At 65.6% G+C, this 18,531-nt stretch carries 15 protein-coding genes; 11 read left to right on the top strand and 4 right to left on the bottom strand.

The annotated features are described in order from the left end of the window. Positions 1–5: 5 nt before the first annotated feature. The 3 genes from I6F16_RS28200 to I6F16_RS28190 are packed head-to-tail and all read right to left on the bottom strand — an operon-like array spanning position 6 to position 4,816. The gene (locus I6F16_RS28200; RefSeq protein ID WP_109142153.1) at positions 6–1,751 is read right to left on the bottom strand and encodes a DUF3369 domain-containing protein; all 1,746 of its coding nucleotides are present in this window, start codon (positions 1,749–1,751) and stop codon (positions 6–8) included. After that, positions 1,721–3,799, bottom strand: a complete 2,079-nt coding sequence (locus I6F16_RS28195) for an ATP-binding protein (RefSeq protein ID WP_036001883.1) — start codon at positions 3,797–3,799, stop codon at positions 1,721–1,723. Before I6F16_RS28195 ends, I6F16_RS28200 begins: the two co-directional genes overlap by 31 nt. A 6-nt stretch (positions 3,800–3,805) precedes the next feature. Next, positions 3,806–4,816 (bottom strand): TRAP transporter substrate-binding protein, encoded by a 1,011-nt coding sequence (locus I6F16_RS28190; protein WP_036001891.1) that lies wholly within the window; start codon positions 4,814–4,816, stop codon positions 3,806–3,808. A 298-nt stretch (positions 4,817–5,114) separates the two neighbouring features. Here I6F16_RS28190 and ugpB point away from each other — a divergent pair, with 298 nt between their 5' ends. The 11 genes from ugpB to I6F16_RS28135 all read left to right on the top strand — a co-directional run bounded on the left by ugpB (position 5,115) and on the right by I6F16_RS28135 (position 16,604). Next, positions 5,115–6,437, top strand: a complete 1,323-nt coding sequence (ugpB, locus tag I6F16_RS28185) for a sn-glycerol-3-phosphate ABC transporter substrate-binding protein UgpB (protein ID WP_193374946.1) — start codon at positions 5,115–5,117, stop codon at positions 6,435–6,437. Positions 6,438–6,688: 251 nt separating this feature from the next. Further along, positions 6,689–7,642, top strand: a complete 954-nt coding sequence (locus I6F16_RS28180; RefSeq protein ID WP_036001878.1) for an aminoglycoside 3'-phosphotransferase/choline kinase family protein — start codon at positions 6,689–6,691, stop codon at positions 7,640–7,642. Between the two features lie 353 nt (positions 7,643–7,995). Continuing rightward, positions 7,996–9,615: an ABC transporter substrate-binding protein gene (locus I6F16_RS28175; RefSeq protein ID WP_036001875.1), complete on the top strand. Its 1,620-nt coding sequence runs from the start codon at positions 7,996–7,998 to the stop codon at positions 9,613–9,615. A 111-nt stretch (positions 9,616–9,726) separates the two neighbouring features. Beyond that, positions 9,727–10,740 carry an ABC transporter permease gene (locus I6F16_RS28170; protein WP_036001872.1) on the top strand — a complete coding sequence of 338 codons (1,014 nt, stop codon included), beginning with the start codon at positions 9,727–9,729 and terminating at the stop codon, positions 10,738–10,740. 3 nt (positions 10,741–10,743) lie between these two features. After that, positions 10,744–11,643 (top strand): ABC transporter permease, encoded by a 900-nt coding sequence (locus I6F16_RS28165; protein ID WP_036001868.1) that lies wholly within the window; start codon positions 10,744–10,746, stop codon positions 11,641–11,643. 94 nt (positions 11,644–11,737) lie between these two features. Next, positions 11,738–13,567 (top strand): ABC transporter ATP-binding protein, encoded by a 1,830-nt coding sequence (locus I6F16_RS28160; protein WP_036001864.1) that lies wholly within the window; start codon positions 11,738–11,740, stop codon positions 13,565–13,567. A gap of 26 nt (positions 13,568–13,593) precedes the next feature. Beyond that, positions 13,594–13,773, top strand: a complete 180-nt coding sequence (locus I6F16_RS28155) for a DUF4089 domain-containing protein (protein WP_036001861.1) — start codon at positions 13,594–13,596, stop codon at positions 13,771–13,773. Between the two features lie 4 nt (positions 13,774–13,777). Beyond that, a complete protein-coding gene (locus I6F16_RS28150) occupies positions 13,778–15,172 on the top strand; it encodes an AtzE family amidohydrolase (protein WP_225113422.1) in 1,395 nt (464 codons plus the stop codon). Between the two features lies 1 nt (position 15,173). Next, positions 15,174–15,569, top strand: coding sequence for an oxalurate catabolism protein HpxZ (hpxZ, locus tag I6F16_RS28145; RefSeq protein ID WP_225113423.1), 396 nt, complete (start codon positions 15,174–15,176; stop codon positions 15,567–15,569). After that, the gene (locus I6F16_RS28140; protein WP_025033634.1) at positions 15,566–16,288 is read left to right on the top strand and encodes a GntR family transcriptional regulator; all 723 of its coding nucleotides are present in this window, start codon (positions 15,566–15,568) and stop codon (positions 16,286–16,288) included. Before hpxZ ends, I6F16_RS28140 begins: the two co-directional genes overlap by 4 nt. Before the next feature lie 100 nt (positions 16,289–16,388). After that, positions 16,389–16,604, top strand: a complete 216-nt coding sequence (locus tag I6F16_RS28135; protein WP_225113424.1) for a hypothetical protein — start codon at positions 16,389–16,391, stop codon at positions 16,602–16,604. Between the two features lie 15 nt (positions 16,605–16,619). On the opposite strand, the gene atzF is transcribed toward I6F16_RS28135, so the two are convergent. Further along, positions 16,620–18,428 (bottom strand): allophanate hydrolase, encoded by a 1,809-nt coding sequence (atzF, locus tag I6F16_RS28130; protein WP_225113425.1) that lies wholly within the window; start codon positions 18,426–18,428, stop codon positions 16,620–16,622. Between the last annotated feature and the right edge of the window lie 103 nt (positions 18,429–18,531).

Here is an 18,531-nt window from a genome sequence, read left to right as displayed (position 1 = left end):
TGGCATCACGGCATTTCAGTCGCGGGGAGGGTGATGGTGAAGGTCGAGCCCTTGCCGGGGCCCTCGCTCTCGGCGGTCACTTCGCCGCCGTGCATGTCGATGATACGCTTGACGATGGAGAGCCCAAGTCCCGTCGAGCTCTCCCCGGCGGTTGGCTTGGCCGACAGCCGCTGGAACCGGCCGAACAGGCGGCCGAGATCCTCCGGCGACAGCCCGGCGCCCTCGTCGCTGACGCTGACGATGGTGTCGCTGCCCTCGTGGACCACGGTGACGTCGATCTTGCCGCCGATCGGTGAGTATTTGATGGCGTTGCTGATGAGATTGTCGATCGCCTCGCGGATGCGGTCGGTGTCGCACATGGTGACGATGTTGGGCGGCGCCGTGACGCTGATCGCCTGCTGCTTGTTGACCGCGAGCGGCTGGTTGGCCTCGGCGACCTCCTTGACCAGGGCGGCGACGTCGACCGGCTCGCGGCGGATGGTGATGTCGAAGGCATCGGCCATCGCGTCCGAGATCAAATGATCGACCATCGTGGTCAGGCGCTTGGTGGCGTCGCGGATATGGTCGACCTGGGCGACGACCCCGCTTTCCGAGGCGCCGGTCGAGATCAGCTCCTTGAGCATCTCGGTGCGCCCGAGAATGACGCCGAGCGGGTTCTTCAGGTCGTGCGCGACGGTGCCGAGAATCTCGTTCTTGAAGCCGTTGGCGCGCTGCAGCCGCAGCCATTGGGCCGAGAGGCGGCGGTTGGCCTGCATCAGGGCGCGGGTGCGCTGGGCGACGCGGTCCTCCAGCTGGGTGTTGGCGTCCTGCAGCTGCTGGTAGAGGATGACGTTGTCAAAGGCGATCGAGAGCCTTGAGGAGAAGATCTCGACCAGCGAACGGTCGGTCTCCGACAGCTCGCGCTCGGCCTGGAGCAGCACCACGACCTCGCGGCCCGATCCGGTGCGCAAATAGATCACGCTGCGATGGTCGGCGAATTCGTTCTTGCGGCGCTGGAACGCGGCCTCCACCATCTCGCGCAGCTCGGGGTCGAGCGCCTTCGAGGAGGTGGTGCCGATGAAGCGGCTGTAGCAGCCGCTGCCGGCGAGCACCGAGAGCTCGGGATCGATGCCGCCATTGTCGCGCAGCACCAGGATGCCGGCGCAGTCGACGTTGAGCAGCGAAGCGAGCTGGGTCAGGACGCCCTCGGCGAGCCGCTGCATCGACTTGAAGTCGTACAGCGTCGAGGCCGCGTCGATGATGATCTCCAGCCCGCGCCGGGTCTGCACCATGCGCTCGAGCTGCTGGTAGGAGCGCAGCGCCGCGGTCAGCGAGGTGAACAGCTTGTCGGCGGTGAGCTCGGTCTTGGCCTTGTAGTCGTTGATGTCGTACTGAACGATGACGCGCCGCTCCGGCGCCTGGCCGGGCTGGCCGGTGCGCAGGATGATGCGCACGGTCTCGTTCCGGATCTCGTTGCGGATGAACTCGACCAGCTCGAGGCCGGCGACGTCGGTCTCCATGATGACGTCGAGCAGCACGGCGGCGACGTCGCGGTGCTCGGCCATCAGCTTGCGCCCTTCGGCCGCGGAATAGGCCGATAGGATCTCCAGGCTCTGGCCGTTCAGGCTGTAGTCCGACAGCGCGAAACGCGTACCGTCATGCACGGCCGGATCGTCATCGATGACGGCGATCTTCCATTTCCGGGCGTTGCTGTCCTCCGACGCGGTACCGGTGTCGTCGATCAGGTGGAGGACATCGTCCTGTTCGGCCATTGCGAAGATCCGTCACTTTCTGTGCTTTGCGCGCCGCCCTTGGCGACGCGGGGCATGATAATGCGAAAAGTAGTGCCTTGTCCCAGCTTGGATTCCAGCATCATCCGGCCGCCGAGCTGCTGGGTGACGAGGTTATAGACGATATGAAGGCCAAGTCCCGTGCCGCCTTCATTGCGCCGGGTGGTAAAGAAAGGGTCAAAGGCCTGGCGCTGCACGTCCGGGGTCATGCCGGCCCCGTCGTCGGAGAAGCTGATCTCGATGTCCTCGGTGCCGCGCGGCCGCGCCGAGATCGCGATCCGGCCGGCGCGGCCGTCGGCGAAGGCGTGGTTGGCGGCGTTGAGGAAGAGGTTGGTCAGGATCTGGCCGTAGGAGCCGGGATAGCCGTCGAGCAGCAGCCCCTCGGGGACATCGACCTCCAGCGTGATCGGCGAGCGCTTCAGCACCGGCTTGAGGCTGGCGATGATCTGGTCGGTGGCCTCGCTGAGCGAGAATTGCCGCCGCTCGGCATGGGAGCGGTCGACCGCGACCTGCTTGAATGACTGGATCAGCTCGCCGGCGCGGGTCAGGTTGGCGACGAGCTGCTGCGAGGCGTCGCGCGAGGACTGCACGAATTCCTCCAGCTGCGAGCGGCGCAGGCCGCCCTCGCCCTTGAGCTGGGCTTCGAAAATCTCGGTGCGCCGGGCAAAGCTCGAAGCCACCGTCAGGCTGATGCCGATCGGGTTGTTGACCTCGTGCGCAACGCCGGCAACCAGGCCGCCGAGCGCGGCCAGCCGCTCGGCGTCGATCAGGTTCTGCTGCGCGGTGTTGAGCTCGAGCAGGGCGCTCTCGGCCTTTTCCTTGGACGCGCGCAGCTCGTCCTCGGTCCGGCGCTTGGCGATCGCGTTCTCGCGGAACACCTCCACCGCGCGCGCCATGGCCCCGACCTCGTCGCGCGCTTTCGTGCCCTGCACCTCGCGGTCGAGATCGCCGAGCGTGATCGCCCGCATCGCGGACATGATCTGCTGCAGCGGCAGGCGGATCGACAGCGCGATCAGGACGCCCGCGGTGAGGATGATGCCGAGGAAGATCACCGCGATCGACAGCACCCGGCGTGAGATATCCGCCAGCGTGCGGTCGAACACCTCCTGCGCCTTCTGCTCGCGCTGGCGCATCTTGGTCGAGAGGTCGTCGATGGCGCCGATCGCCTCGGCCTGGCTGGCGTCGATGGTGTTGCGGAGCAGCTCGGTGCGGCTCGCAAGCTGCTCGGAGAGTTTTGCAAAGCCCTCGCGAAGTGCGGCGGTGCGGGCCGCGAGCCGCCGCAAGGCCATCTTCTGCAGGTCGTTGTCGGCGAGATCGATCATGACCGGGATGGTCCTCTCGATCGTCTCGGTATGGCGGCGCGCGTCGTCGGCGGCGCCCGACGACTGCGACAGGTAATAGGAATTGGCCGCGACCAGCATCGCGGTGAAGGCTTCGCGGGATTTGCCGAGTGAGGGCCAGATCAGCGCGTCGCGATGGCCGGTGGCACCCTCGATGATGGAGTAGAGTCCCGCCATGTCCCTGGCCGGGCCCTGCACCTGCTCCTCATAGGTCTTGGCGATGGTGGACTGCACGCTGCGCAGCTCGCCGAAGCCGTTGAGGAAGCGGTCGGTGGTGCGCTCCAGCTCCTCGACCGACCCTGATAGCATCGGGTCCTTGGCGGCGCGATTGGTCAGCGTGCCCAGCACCGCCTCGCGCAGCAACAGGATCTCGGCGAACAGGTCGGGGCTCGGCTGGTTGATGTAGCGGTGGATCAGGTTCTGCAGCCGCCCGGTCTCGCTCTCGAGCAGCGCCAGGATCCGATCGGACTCGCGCACCTGGCGCACATCGTCCCAGGCCGAGCCGAGCACCTTGGCGCCGTTCCAGATCATCGCCACCAGCACCACGACCACGGCGGAGTTCAGCGCGGCGATCGACAGGATGCGCCAGCGGATCGGCACCGCCCGTAAGAGGCCGACGATGCGCGCGCGCAGCTGCCCGAGCGGGCCGGGCGGCCTGTCCGCGTGTTCGCTATGTCCAAGTGCAGCCAAAAGGCCTCACTCCACCTTGCGAATGCGTTCGATCAGCGCGGCCGCGGCGGGATCGCGCGCGGCCTTGGCGTAGATCGGGGCCATCGCGTCCCAGAACGGCTTGCGGTCGATCTCCCTGACGATGGTGACGCCGGCGTCCTGCGCCTTGCGCTGCGACTGTTCCTCGAGGTCGCGCCACTTCTCGCGCATGAACCGGCTGGAGCGCTGCGCGGCCTCCTTAAAGATCGTCTGCTCCTCCGCCGACAGGCTGTTCCAGGCCTTCAGAGAGATCACCAGCACCTCCGGGCTCATCGTGTGCTCGGTCAGCGTGTAATGGCCGGCATGCTTGTAATGGTTCGTGGTCACGAAGGATGGCCAGTTGTTTTCGGCGCCGTCGATCAGATGGTTGGCAAGCCCGGTGAGCACCTGCCCGTAGGGCAGCTCGACCGGTTCGGCGCCGAGCGCGCGCATCATCTGGCTCATCAACTCCGACTGCTGCACGCGGATCCGCAATCCCTTGAGGTCCGCGATGGTCTTCACCGGGCGGACCCCGTTATAGATCGAGCGCGCACCCGAATCGTAGAAGGCGAGCCCGACGAAGCCGTAGGGCTCGAAGCTACCGAGGATCTCGCTGCCGACAGGTCCGTCCAGCACCTTCTGCATGTGCTCGATGGACCGGAACAGGAACGGCATCGCCAGCACGTTCATCGCCGGGACGAAATTGCCGATCAGGGCGACATTGGTCCGGTTGAGGTCGATCGCACCGGCCCGGGTCTGCTCGATCGTCTCCTTTTCCTCCCCGAGCTGGCGGGAGTGGAACACCTTGATCTCGTGGCGGCCCTTGGTGCGCTCGGCGATCAGGGCGCCCATGTAGCGCAGCGCCTGGACGGTCGGGTAATCTTCGGCCTGGGTGTCGGCGGCGCGAAATTCGCGCGCAACCGCACTCGTCGCGCGCATGCTCGACGAGACTGCGGCAAGCAGAAGCGCGACGAAGACCACCCCGGTCCGCGAGAGTTCGGCACGGCTCAACACTGGCACACTCAACCCCTCAGTGGTGGAGTCTATGGCGGAAGGAAAAGGTTCAATGCAATCTAAAGCGTTTTCAAGCGAAGTGGATACCGGTTCGCGTAAAGAAAACCCGTCAAATTAATAATTTAGAACCCGTTCCGATTGGAACGGGGCTGCAGCAGATGTTAAGGGAAGTCCCATCCCGCCCCCGGCCAGCGGGCTGATTGTGCGGCGCGGCCGGCGTTCATTCCCGGTTGAAACGACCAATGCCGGGCCTTAAGCAGGACAGCCGCCTCGTCGTCGCCGCGGCCTGGGAAGAGCCATCCTGATGTCAGCCTTGCGCCTTTTGCAGCTCGTTGCCGCCTTTGCGGCCCTCGCATTGGCCGCCCCTGCGCGGGCCGCCACCGAGATCGCCTGGTGGCACGCCATGTCCGGCGAGCTCGGGCGGCAGCTGGAAAAGCTCGCCGCCGACTTCAACGCCTCGCAATCCGATTACCGCATCGTGCCCGTCTACAAGGGCAATTACACCGAGACGGTGACGGCCGCGATCTTCGCCTTCCGCTCGCGCACCCAGCCCGCCATCGTCCAGGTCAACGAGGTCGCCACCGCCACCATGACCGCGGCCAAGGGCGCGATCTATCCGGTGTTCAGCCTGATGCGGGACCAGGGCGAGCCGTTCTCGCTCAGTGATTACCTGCCCGCGGTCTCCGGCTATTACACCGATGCGGCCGGCAATCTGTTGTCCTTTCCGTTCAATTCCTCGACGCCGATCCTGTACTACAACAAGACCATGTTCCGCGACGCCGGCCTCGATCCGGAGGCGCCGCCGAAGACCTGGCCGGAACTGGGAGCGGCCGCCAAGCGCCTGCGCGACCGCGGCGCTGCTTGCGGCTTCACCACGTCCTGGCCGTCCTGGATCCATGTCGAGAATTTCGCCGCCTTCCATAACCTCGCGGTCGCGAGCCGGGCGAACGGCTTCGCCGGGCTGGATGCGGAATTGACCATCAACAATCCGAGGCTGGTGCATCACGTCGCGGCGCTCAGCGAGTGGCAGAAGACCAGGCTGTTCGATTATAGCGGCCGTGGGCAGTCGGCCGAGCCGCGCTTCCAGAAAGGCGAATGCGGCATCTTCATCGGCTCCTCGGCCACGCGGGCCGACATCAAGGCGAATTCGAAGTTCGAGATCGGCTACGGCATGATGCCCTATTGGCCCGACGTGAAGGGCGCGCCGCAGAACTCGATCATCGGCGGCGCCACGCTGTGGGTGCTGCGCGACCGTCCGCGCGAGGAATACAAGGGCGTGGCGCGGTTCTTCGCCTATCTGTCCCAGCCCGGCGTGCAGGCGGCCTGGCACCAGAACACCGGCTATCTGCCGGTGACCCGCGCCGCCTTCGAGCTGACGCGCTCGCAAGGCTTCTATGAGCGCAATCCCGGCTCGGCGATCTCGTTCGAGCAGATCACGCTCAATCCGCCGACCGAGAATTCCAAGGGCGTCCGGCTCGGCTCCTTCATCCTGATCCGCGGCGTGATCGAGGACGAGCTCGAGCAGGCCTTCGCCGGCCACAAGAGCGCGCAATCAGCGCTCGATTCCGCCGTCGAGCGCGGCAACAAGCTCTTGCGCCAGTTCGAGCGCGCGAGTCCCGAGCGGTAGGGTGTGTTGCGATTATGTCTCGCCGCCGCTGCGAACGAGGTGCGCTCCCTCCCCCGCTTGCGGGGGAGGGTTGGGGAGAGGGTTCTCTCCACGTTGGGATTGTCTGAAGTCTGCGGAGAGTGTCCCCACGTGGAGAGAGCCCCCACCCGGCGCTTCGCGCCGACCTCCCCCGCAAGCGGGAGAGGTGCACCGTTTCCTTGGCTTGCACCGGGTCAACCAAAGTTGCCCCTGCATTCGATACGCGAGTGCAGATGACAATCACGCCGCAACAGCTGCCTCACTTCACCGACGCCGCAAGCTTCCGCGCCTTCCGCTCCGCCTCCGCGCAATGGCTGCCAATCGCTCTCGACATCGCACGTAGCCATGGCCTCGATGCCGGCTCGCCGCATGTGTTTGCGACCGGCACCAATCTCGTGGTCGGCCTCGGCGAGACGCTGATCCTGAAGATCTTTCCGCCGCTGCTCGCAGCGCAGTTCGTCTCGGAGCGCGCCGCGCTGACGCAGCTCAAAGGCCGTCTGCACCTGCCGATCCCCGAGATCGTCGCGGAGGGGATGCGCGACGGCTGGCCCTATCTCGTCATCACGCGCCTTGCCGGCACGCTGGGTTCGGAGGTCTGGCCATCACTGCCGGAGCCGCAGAAGGAGCGCCTGCTGCTCCAGATCGGGGAGACCATCGCCGCCGTGCAGCGCGTTCCGCTCGGGGAGCTCGCGTCCATCGAGCCGCGCTGGGATGCGTTCATGCGTCAGCAGATGCAGGGCTGCCGCGGGCGGCACGAGCGTCTCGGCCTCGCACCAAAATTCCTCGCCGGCCTCGACGATCTCCTACGTGACGCCCCGAAGCTGATCCCGATGGACGCGCCGCCCGTGATCCTGATCGGTGAATACATCCCCGAGAACTTTCTGCTCGCCTGTGACGGCCAATGGTCGCTCGGCGGCCTGTTCGATTTCGGCGACGTGCTCACGGGGTGGCGCGACTACGATCTGCTCGGCCCCAGCGCCTTCATGGCGGCGGGCCGTCCGGGCAGAGTGAAGAGCCTGCTCGAAGGCTTTGGCTATACGACACTGGATTTTACCCTCAAGCGCCGCCTGATGGCCCTGATGCTGCTGCACCGCGCCAGTGACCTCAACGCGCACATCTGCATCGAGGGCTGGCAGGAGCGGGCGGATGATTTGATCGAGCTGCAGGAGTTGATCTGGCCCAACTGAGGGCCCCCTCCGTCATTCCGGGGCGCCGCGCAGCGGCAGGCCCGGAATCCATTGTGCCGCGCGTTCTGCCGCCCGATGGATTCCGGGTTCGATGCTGCGTATCGCCCCGGAATGACTCTGGGGGGCCGGGACGAGCGCCGGCGGCTGCCTCCATAATGATCCCTCAAGTCGATCAGCCTAAGTTTTACGCAATTGTGCGTCTTTGTATGCAATTGCGCGTTGCGGTGCAGAGTGCTGAGAACAGGAATAATTTGTGATATCAGCGGCTTAGATGGACTTTAGTCTCCCGTTAAGCCTTGGCACAAACCTTGCGAATCCAGTTCCAGCCAAAACCTTTGTGTTGGAGCGATTTCATGAAGCGCCGCGATTTCCTCAAATCCGTTTCCGGGTTGGCCGCTGGCGCGGCGCTTCCGGCCATGCCGTCCGTGATCTCCTCAGCCAAGGCCGATGCCCGCTCGGAGACCTTGCTGATCGTCTCGGAAGGCGGCCCCAACAATCTCGACATCCATGGCATCGGCACCAACGTGCCCGGCTATGAAGTCTCCTGGAATTGCTACGACCGCCTGATCAGCCACGAGATGAAGAGCGGTCCCGGCGGCGTGCCCTATTACGACCGCGACAAGTTCAAGGGCGAACTCGCCGACGACATGAAGATCGACGACATGTCGGTCACCTTCAAGCTGAAGAAGAACGCCAAATTCCACGACGGCGCGCCTGTTACCGCGAAAGACGTGAAATGGTCGCTCGACCGCGCCGTCAGCGTCGGCGGCTTCCCGACCTTCCAGATGAGCGCGGGTTCGCTCACCAAGGCCGAGCAGTTCGTCGTGGTCGACGATCACACTGTGCGCGTCGACTTCCTGAAGAAGGACAAGCTGACGATCCCCGATCTCGCCGTGATCGTGCCCTGCATCGTCAATTCCGAGCTGGTGAAGAAGAATGCCAGCGAGAAGGATCCCTGGGGCCTCGAGTTTACAAAACAGCAGACCGCCGGCTCCGGCGCCTACAAGGTGACGAAGTGGACCGCCGGCACCGAAGTGATCATGGAGCGCAATGAGGATTGGGTCGGCGGTCCGCTTCCCAAGATCAAGCGCGTGATTTGGCGCATGGTGCCGCAGGCCGGCAACCGCCGTGCGCTGCTCGAGCGCGGCGATGCCGACATCTCCTATGAGCTGCCGTTCAAGGATTTCCAGGAGATGAAGGCGAACGGCAAGCTCAACGTGGTGTCGCTGCCGTTCTCCAACGGCATCCAGTATATCGGCATGAACGTCACCAAGCCGCCGTTCGACAATCCGAAAGTGCGGCAGGCCATCGCCTATGCGTTGCCGTACCAGAAGATCATGGACGCCGTGCTGTTCGGTCTCGGCAATCCCATGTTCGGCGCAAAGGACAAGGCCACCGAAGTCGCCTGGCCGCAGCCGCACAAGTACAACACCGACATGGAGAAGGCGAAGGCCCTGCTGGCTGAAGCCGGTTACGCCAACGGCTTCGAGACCACGATCTCGTTCGATCTCAACTTCGCCGGCGTCAACGAACCGCTCTGCATCCTCGTGCAGGAGAGCCTCGCCCAGCTCGGCATCAAGACCACCATCAACAAGGTGCCAGGCGCCAACTGGCGCACCGAGCTCAACAAGAAGGAGATGCCGCTGTTCACCAACGTGTTCTCGGGCTGGCTCGATTACCCCGAGTACTTCTTCTACTGGTGCTATCACGGCAACAACTCCGTCTTCAACACCATGAGCTACAAGTCGGCGGCGATGGACAAGTTCATCGACGGTGCGCGCACGGCGGCCGCCACCGGCGACAAGGCCGCTTACGATGCCGACGTGAAGGGCTTCGTCGATCTCGCCTTCGCCGACGTCCCGCGCATTCCGCTCTACCAGCCCTTCGTCAACGTCGCGATGCAGAAGAACATCAGCGGCTACCAATACTGGTTCCACCGCAGGCTCGATTATCGCGCGATGGCGAAGGGGTGAGGAAAGCGAATAGGGAGCGGCGAATAGCGAATAGGGGGACGTGATGGTTGACAGGAGCGAATATCCATTCGCCACTCGCTATTCGCCATTCGCGCGAGCGGAGCGAGCACCATGCTGACCATGATCGGCAAGCGCCTGATGTTCGCGATCCCCTCGCTGATCGGCGTCGTCATCGTCACCTTCCTGCTGACGCGCGCGCTGCCGGGCGATCCCGCCGCCTACTTCGCCGGCCCCGCCGCGACCAAGGAAGCCGTCGAGCAGATCCGGAAAAAACTCGGCCTCGACAAGCCGCTGATCGAGCAGTTCTTCCGCTATGCCAACGATCTCGCGCATGGCGATTTCGGCAACTCGCTGACGACGGGCCAGCCGGTCGCCACCGAGATTCGTAACCGCCTGCCGGCGTCAGCCGAGCTGACGCTGCTCGGCCTCTTCGTGTCCGTTGCGATCGCCATTCCGCTCGGCGTGCTGGCGGCAACGCGGCCGGGATCATGGATCGACCATCTCTGCCGGGTCACGACCACGGCCGGCGTGTCGCTGCCGGTGTTCTTCACCGGCCTCGTGCTGGTCTATGTCTTCTACTTCCGGCTCGGCTGGTCGCCGGCGCCGCTCGGCCGTCTCGACGTGTTCTACAGTGCGCCGCCGACGGTAACAGGCTTCTATCTGATCGACACTTTGATCGCGCGCGATGTCGAGGCGTTCCGCTCGGCGTTGAGCCAACTCATCCTTCCCGCAACGACGCTCGCGATCTTTTCGCTGGCGCCGATCGCGCGCATGACGCGCGCCTCGATGCTCGCGGTGCTCGCGTCCGAATTCGTCCGCACCGCGCGCGCCAGCGGCCTGTCGCCGGCAACCGTGATCGTCACCTACGCGTTCCGCAACGCGATGCTGCCGGTCATCACCACGCTCAGCATGGTGTTCTCGTTCCTGCTGGGGGCCAACGTGCTGGTCGAGAAAGTGTTCGCATGGCCGGGCATCGGCTCCTACGCGGTGGAAGCGCTGATCTCCTCCGACTTCGCGCCGGTGCAGGGTTTCGTGCTGACCATGGCCGTCATGTACGTGCTGCTCAATCTGATCATCGACATTTTGTACGGCGTGATCGACCCGCGCGTCAGGCTGGAGGGGTAGGTTATGAGCTCCGTTGCGCCTGCTGTTGAACCTGTCGGTCCCGCCCGCACGTCAGGCCTCGTCGCGGTACTCGAGCAGACCCGCTATGTCCTCGGCGAGAACAAGGTCACGGGTTTTGCCTTTGCGCTGCTCCTGATCATCGTGTTCGCCGCGCTGTTCGGCCCTTACGTGGTGCCGTACGATCCGCTCGCCTCCGACACCGCGGCTGCGTTGAAACCGCCGTCGGCGGCGCACTGGTTCGGCACCGACCAGCTGGGGCGCGACATCTTCAGCCGCGTCATCGTCGCCACGCGCCTCGACTTCTTCATCGCGATCGCTTCGGTCGCGCTGGTGTTCCTGATGGGCGGCCTTGCCGGCATCGCGGCCGGCTATTTCGGCGGCTGGACCGACCGCATCGTCGGCCGCATCGCCGATACCATCATGGCCTTCCCGCTATTCGTGCTCGCGATGGGCATCGTCGCCGCGCTCGGCAACACCGTGCAGAACATCATCCTGGCCACCGCGATCGTGAACTTCCCGCTCTATGCCCGCGTCGCGCGCGCGGAAGCCAATGTCCGCCGCAATGCCGGCTTCGTGCAGGCCGCGCGTCTGTCAGGCAACGGCGAGTTCCGCATCCTCCTGGTGCACATCCTGCCGAACATCATGCCGATCATGATCGTGCAGATGTCCCTGACCATGGGGTACGCCATCCTCAACGCCGCCGGCCTCTCCTTCATCGGCCTCGGCGTCCGTCCGCCGACGGCCGAATGGGGCATCATGGTCGCCGAAGGCGCGGGCTTCATGGTGTCGGGCGAATGGTGGATCGCGCTCTTTCCCGGCCTTGCCCTGATGATCGCCGTGTTCTGCTTCAACCTGCTCGGCGATGGCCTCCGCGACATCGTCGATCCCCAGCGGAGGACGTGATGGCAGACGTACGTCAGAAATTCTCCAATGATTTCAGTCGCCATTCTACTGTGCATGGGGTTGTTTTCGACCGCTTGAGTGACGGGAGCCGTCCATGACGGCCCAGCCCCTGCTCGACGTCCAGGACCTCACGGTCGAATTCACCACCCGCCGCGGCATCGTCAAGGCGGTGCAGCACGTCAACATCTCCGTCGCGAAGGGCGAGACGCTCGCCATCGTCGGCGAGTCCGGCTCCGGCAAGTCGGTGACCTCCTACGCGGTGATGCGCATCCTCGACCGCGCCGGCAAGATCGCCGAGGGCTCGGTGATGTTCTCCGGCATCGACGTCAAGGCCGCCACCGAAGACCAGATGCGGGACTTGCGCGGCCGCGAAGTCTCGATGATCTTCCAGAACCCGCGCGCCGCGCTGAACCCGATCCGGAAAGTGGGCGATCAGATCGAGGACGTGCTGCGCACCCATGTGCAGCAGGCCCAGGTCGCCGATCACGGCGAGAAGGCGATCGAGGCGCTCGAGCAGGTCAAGATCGCCCGCCCGCGCGAGCGCTATCACGCCTATCCGTTCGAGCTGTCGGGCGGCATGTGCCAGCGCGTCGTCATCGCGCTCGCGCTGGCCTGCAATCCGCAGCTGCTCATCGCCGACGAGCCGACGACCGGATTGGATGTCACCACGCAGAAGGCGGTGATGGACCTGATCGTCGAGCTGACGAAACGCCGCGCGATGTCGACCATCCTGATCACGCACGATCTTGGCCTCGCTGCCGCCTATTGCGACCGCGTCGTCGTCATGGAGAAGGGCCGCGTCGTCGAGACCGCCACCGCCGCCGACATTTTTGCCAACCCTCAGCACCCCTACACCAAGAAGCTGATGCGCGCGACGCCGCGGCTCGGGGTGAGCTTGCGCGATCTGCTGCCGGAAGAGGAGACTCTTGCCTCTCCCCGCGCGCGGGGAGAGGCCGACGCGCGAAGTGCGGCGGGTGAGGGGGACTCTCCACGAGCCGAGTTCGCAGAGGCAGCCCCTCACCCCAACCCTCTCCCCGTGAAGGACGGGGAGAGGGAGCAGAGCGGTGCAAGCGGTGAGAGGGAGAAGACGCTCCTCCTCCGCGTTGAAAAGCTCGTCAAGGAATATCCCCGTCAGGGCGCGACCGCCGTGCTCGGCAAGCTGTTCGGCCGCAAGCCGCCGGTCGAGCCGGACGTGTTCCGCGCCGTCGACGGCATCAGCTTCGTGATCGGTCATGGCGAGAGCGTCGGTCTCGTCGGCGAATCCGGCTGCGGCAAATCGACCACGTCGATGATGGTGATGCGTCTGCTCGACCAGACCTCCGGCCTGATCCAGTTCGACGGCGAGGACATCGGCGGCATTCAGCCTGCCGCCTTCGCCCGGCTGCCGCAGCGTAGCCGCATCCAGATGGTGTTCCAGGACCCGACCGACAGCCTCAACCCGCGCTTCACCGCCGCGCGCGCGATCGCCGACCCGATCATGCAGCTTGGCGATATCAAGGGCCGCGACGCGCTCCGCGCCCGCTGCGAGGAACTCGCCACCATGGTCGGCCTGCCGCACAATCTGCTCGACCGCTTCCCGCACCAATTGTCCGGCGGCCAGAAGGCCCGCGTCGGTATCGCCCGGGCGATCGCGCTGCATCCCAAGCTCGTCATCCTGGACGAGCCGACCGCGGCGCTGGACGTTTCCGTGCAGGCTGTCGTCCTCAACCTGCTGCAGGACCTCAAGGCGAGGCTAGGTATGAGTTATCTGTTCGTCTCGCATGATTTGAACGTGGTGCGCTTGTTGTGCGATCGTGTCATTGTGATGCGGACCGGACGGATCGTCGAGGAAGGCTCTTCCGAGCAGGTTCTCGGCGATCCCAAGGACGACTACACCAAGGAGCTGCTGACGGCGATCCCGCATCCACCGTTGCCGATCCACTGAGACTGCACTGATTGCTTGAGAGCGTGATGGCCGAACCCCTGGACGACTATATCGACGCCGTATCGAAGGCGCTGGCGCTGCCGATCGAGGAGGCCTGGCGGCCTGCCGTGCGCGCCAACCTCGAGGTCTCGTTGCGGCTTGGCCGTCTGGTCGACGAATTCGCGCTGCCGGACGAAACCGAGCCGGCGCCGATCTTCACGGCCTGACGCCATGTCCGCCAAGCCAGAGATGACGGCCTCCGAGATCGCAAGTGCGGTTGCGGGGCGCAAGATGTCCGCGCTCGATGCCACCGAAGCCGCGCTCGCGCGCATCGAGCGGCATGACGGCATCCTCAATTCCTTCACCGACGTCACCGCCGAACGCGCCCGCGCGAAAGCGCGCGCGATCGATGCCGACATCGCCGCGGGCAGGAATGTCGGTCCGCTCGCCGGCGTCCCCTTCGCCGTCAAGAACCTGTTCGATGTGGCGGGCCTTTCAACGCGCGCCGGCTCAAAGATCAACCGGGACCTCGCGCCCGCCAGGCGCGATGCGACTTTGATCGAGCGGATGGAGGCGGCCGGAGCCGTTCTCGTCGGTGCGCTCAACATGGGCGAATACGCCTACGATTTCACGGGCGAGAACATCCACGACGGTCCCTCGCGCAATCCGCACGACACCACGCGGATGAGCGGCGGCTCCTCCGGCGGCTCGGGCAGCGCCGTCGGCGGCGCGCTGGTGCCGTTCGCGCTCGGCTCCGACACCAACGGCTCGATCCGCGTGCCGTCGTCCTTCTGCGGCATCTTCGGCCTGAAGCCGACCTATGGCCGGCTGTCACGTGCGCGCTCCTTCCCGTTCGTGGCGAGCCTCGATCATCTCGGCCCGTTCGCGCGCTCCGTCGCCGATCTCGCGCTCGCCTATGACGCGATGCAGGGTCCGGATGCCGACGACGGCGCCTGCACTACGCGCGGGTTAGAGCCCGTCACGCCGCTGCTCGATGAGTCCATCTCCGGCCTGCGCGTTGCGATCGCCGGCGGCCACTTCCAGAAGAACGTGTTTCCGGAAGCGGTCGAAGCCGTCAGCCGCGTCGCCAAGGCGCTGGGCGCAACGCAAGTGGTGGATGTTCCCGAAGCATCGCGCGCCCGTGCCGCCGCCTATGTCATCACCACCACTGAAGGCGCTTCGCTCCATCTCGATCGCCTGCGCAAGCGCCCTGGCGATTTCGACCCGGCGGTGCGCGACCGGCTGATCGCGGGCGCCATGGTGCCGGCCCCGCTGGTCGACCGCGCCCAGAAATTCCGCCGCTGGTATCGCGCGCAGCTTGCCGAGATCTTTCGGTCGGTCGACGTGCTGCTGGCGCCGGTGACGCCCTGCACCGCGCCGAAGCTCGGCCAGGTCAATTTCAATCTCGACGGCGTCGATTTGCCGGTGCGCGCCAATATCGGAATCCACACCCAGCCGATCTCCTTCATCGGCCTGCCGGTGGTCGCGGTCCCCGTGCCGCTCGAGCCGCTGCCGATCGGCGTGCAGATCATTTGTGCGCCCTGGCGCGAGGACATCGCGCTGCGCGTCGCGCACGCATTGGAGAAGGTGGGCGTCGTCGCTGCGCCCGCGCCGAGAGGGTTCTAAGATGCAGATCGATCTCCCCGAGGTGATCGCGGAAGTCAAAGCCGCGTTCGAGCGCTATGAGCAAGCCCTCGTCAGCAACGACGTCGCCGTGCTCGGCGAGCTCTTCCGCAACGATCCGCGCACCTTGCGCTACGGCATCGGCGAGAACCTCTATGGCTACGAGGCGATCAGCGGCTTCCGTGCCGCGCGCTCGCCGGCCGGGCTGAACCGCCGCACCGCCAAAACCGTGATCACCAGCTATGGCCGCGACACGGCCGTGGCGTCCACCTTGTTCTATCGCGATACGGCTCCCGGCAAGGTCGGCCGGCAGATGCAGACGTGGATACGTTTCCCGGAGGGCTGGCGCGTCGTCGCCGCTCATGTCAGCATCATCGACGAGCCGAAAGAGACCGTATGACGCTTGATGATCTTCCGCAGGGCGCATTGCCGGCCGAGCCGGTGGTGCCGCGCGTCGACCGTGCATCGCCGTCGCTGCTGAAGGTCACGCGCGCCGAGGAGCTGCGGCTGCAGCTTGCCGACGAGATCGTGCGGGGAACGCTGGCACCGGGCTCGCCGCTGGACGAGACCGACATCGCGCGGCGCTTCAACGTCTCGCGCACGCCGGTACGCGAGGCACTGCGCCAATTGGTGGCGAGCGGCCTCGTCGAGGCGCGGCCGCATCGCGGCGCCGTGGTGGCGCGGCCATCCGTCGAGCGGCTGAAAGGCATGTTCGAGGCGATGGCGGAGCTCGAGGCCTTGTGCGCGGGTCTTGCCGCCGAACGCATGTCGGCGGCCGAGCGTCACGGCCTGGAGGCCGTCCACGAGGAGCTGCGGGTGCTGAGCTACACCGGCAATCCCGAGCGTTTCCACGAGGTCAACGAGCGCTTCCACAATGCGATCTATGCCGGCTCGCAGAACGGTTACATCGCCGAGATCACGCTCGCGACTCGCGTCCGCGTGCAGCCGTTCCGCCGCGCCCAGTTCCGCAACCTCGGCCGCCTCGCCAAGTCGCAGGCCGAGCACGACCGCGTCGTCGTCGCCATCATGCGCGGCGACAAGCAGGGTGCCGCCGCCGCCATGCGTGCGCACATCGAGCTGGTGCGCGGGGAGTATGAGATCTACGCGGTGTCGGTGTGAGTTGCGTGTTCACCACGAGGTGAAGGAGAGGCGTCGGTTCTCAGGAACCCGGCTTTGTACCGATCGTTTCCTCCCATCGATCCGATAAGGAGAAAACACCATGGCCTCCTCCGAGAAAGATCCGCGCCACCACACCCAGAAGATGAAGCAGCGTCTACAGGAGACGGTGACGCATCTGCGCGAAGACATCCGCAAGGTCGACGAGCCCCAGCTCACCGCGATGTTCGAAACGTCCGCAGAGGTGCTGTCCGGCCTCGTCAAGGCGTTCGACGATTACGAGAAGAAGAACGAAGCCGCCTGGCGCAAGCCGGTGTAAGGCCGCGGTCGCTGCCTACGCCGTCGTAGCTTCAGCCATAAACTTCCGCCAGCCGCCATACGCCGTGATGTCCCGCGCATCGCCCAGCACTTCCGGCTCGACGAGGAATCCCTTCACGCTGCGTCCGTCGGCGAGCCTGATTGTGCCGATCGCCATCGGCGCGGGGATCGCGTTGACGAACTTGCCGAAGGCGGACGACGACAACGCCCAGATCTCCAGCTCGATGGCAGCGCCTTTGCTGGCCTCAACGCGCAGCATGCCCGGCTTCGGCGGCGTCGTCTTGAGCGCATAGAGCTTGTAGTCGGGCGCGGTCTTCGTCGCCTCGATCAGCTTTCCGTTCAGCGCCGTCAGCTCGCCGTTCAGCGCCATGCCAGTGAGATGCGCGCCGACCACCGCAATCGGGATTGCATCGCCGTTGCTTGCGGGCAGTGGCGCGAGCGGGGCCTGTGCCACACCTTTCGCGCCAACCGTCAGTTTGGTATCGGCATGGAACACCCGGCCGATGCTCGCGAGCAGCGCGTCGCGCCCTGCGGGCGCCAGCAGCGTGATGCCGAACGGAATTCCGTCGCTGCGCATCGCAGCCGGCACAGCGAGACCGCAGAGGTCGAGCAGGTTGACGAAATTGGTGTAGGTGCCGAGCCGGCTGTTGAGCTCGATCGGATTGGCCAGCACCTGCGCGGTCGTATAGGCCGTCGGCGCCGTCGGCAGCACCAGCGCGTCGATGTTGGCGAACGTGCGCTCGGCGATCTTGCGCAGGCCCTGCAGGCGATAGAGCGCCGAGAAGGTTTCCGCCGCGGTCAGCCGCGCGCCGGCCGCGGTGATCTCCCGCGTGACGGGGTGGATCGTGTCTGGCGCGGACGCCAGCAGGTTCTTGATCACGAGGTAACGCTCGGCGACCCAGGGGCCCTCATAGAGCAGCCGCGCCGTCTCGTAGAACGGCTCGAGGTCGAACTCGACCAGCTTTGCCCCGAGCGCGGTCCATCGCTTCAGCGCATCGTTGTAGGCGGCTTCCGCTTTCTTGTCGCCGAAGAAGATCAGCTGGCCGTTGCGCGGCACACCCAAGCGCAGGTTTGCCGGCATCGGCGTGATCGCGCCGAACGGCCGGTCGCGCGAGAATGGATCGGCCTGGTCGGGGCCGGCCATCACCGACAGCGCGAGTGCGGCATCGTCCACGGTCAGTGCGAACACCGAGATGCAGTCGAGCGTGCGGCAGGCCGGCACCAGGCCTGCGGTCGAGATCATGCCGAGGCTCGGCTTCAACCCGACGATGTTATTGAGCATCGCCGGCACGCGGCCCGAGCCGGCGGTATCCGTGCCGAGCGACAACGGCACGAGCCCGGCGCCGACCGCGGTGGCCGAGCCCGAGCTCGAGCCGCCGGGAATCAGATCCTCGCGGATCGAATTCCGGGGAATGCCGTAGGGCGAGCGGACGCCGACGAGGCCGGTCGCGAACTGGTCGAGATTGGTCTTGCCGATGATGATCGCCCCCGCTGCGCGCAGGCGCTCGACGGCGGTCGAGTCGTGCGTGGGCGTGTAGGAGAAAGCCGGGCAGGCCGCTGTAGTCGGAAAGCCGAGCGCGTCGATATTGTCCTTCACCGCGACCGGCACGCCGTAAAGCGGCAGGCTGGCAGCATCCGCCCGGGCCGCGAGCTTCTCCGCTTCCGCGATCGCGTCCTTCTCGTCGCGCAGGCTGATGAACACGGCAGGATCGTCGTAATCGCGGATGCGCTGATAGGTCCGCGCGACCGTCTCTGCCGGCGAAGGCCGGCCCGCGCGGTGCGCGGCCACAATCGCGGCGATCGTTTCAGGCTGCTCGGCCCCCATGGCGGCAAAACTCCGGCAATTCGTCTTCGCCCGGAGTGAAGCAAGCGATGTGCCATTGTGTACAGAATCCGGGCAGGATGATCGTGCCGGATCCTATCGTGCG

The organism is Bradyrhizobium sp. IC4060, from assembly GCF_020193715.1.
Lineage (GTDB): Bacteria > Pseudomonadota > Alphaproteobacteria > Rhizobiales > Xanthobacteraceae > Bradyrhizobium > Bradyrhizobium yuanmingense.
The sequence above is the reverse complement of the archived record's forward strand: the minus strand, read 5'-3'. Positions and strand labels throughout refer to the sequence as shown.